The organism is Vibrio sp. 378 (genome assembly GCF_033339435.1).
The window spans coordinates 1-692 of record NZ_JAWOUO010000569.1; the positions used below are offsets into that span (position 1 = coordinate 1).

Below are 692 nucleotides of genomic sequence, written 5' to 3' on the forward strand. Positions count from 1 at the left end.
GTTTGGTGTTTAACAGTAGAGCGCTTCTCACCTGGCTTATCAGCGTTTTGGGCAACCGTCTTTATGGTCTTCATTTTGCTAACACAACGCCCTCTGATGGCGTTACTTGCGAAAGAAGGCGACCTAGTACAGCAAACCAAAGAGGGTTTTGTTGATCTTGCTGCAAGCTTGGTGGCTGGTGCTCGCAACATGATCGGTATCGGTGTCGCAACTGCGGCGGCAGGTACGGTTGTTGGCGTTGTGACACTAACTGGTATCGGCTTGGTGATGACGGACTTTGTTGAGTTTATCTCTGGCGGTAGTGTCATCCTAATGCTGCTGTTTACTGCGGTTATCAGTCTGATTCTCGGTATGGGTCTGCCTACCACAGCAAACTATATTGTAGTATCAACGCTAATGGCGCCAGTTATCGTAACGCTCGGTGCGGCGCACGGTCTTATCATTCCACTGATTGCGGTGCACTTGTTCGTGTTCTATTTCGGTATTCTCGCCGATGATACACCACCGGTCGGTCTGGCTGCCTTTGCCGCTGCAGCAATCGCGAAGTCCGATCCAATTCGTACCGGTATCCAAGGCTTTACCTACGATATTAGAACCGCCATTCTGCCATTCATGTTTGTTTTCAATACCCAATTATTGTTGATGGGTATCGATTCTTGGTGGCATTTAGCACTCACTGTACTCTCTTCCAT

The 692-nt window shown here is 48.8% G+C and carries 1 protein-coding gene; it reads left to right on the plus strand.

Annotated features, from left to right (window positions below; all coding sequences use genetic code 11):
• Positions 1-692, plus strand: a 692-nt coding sequence (locus R7Q48_RS27585; protein WP_318133457.1) for a TRAP transporter large permease subunit, incomplete at both ends; no start/stop codon positions are given.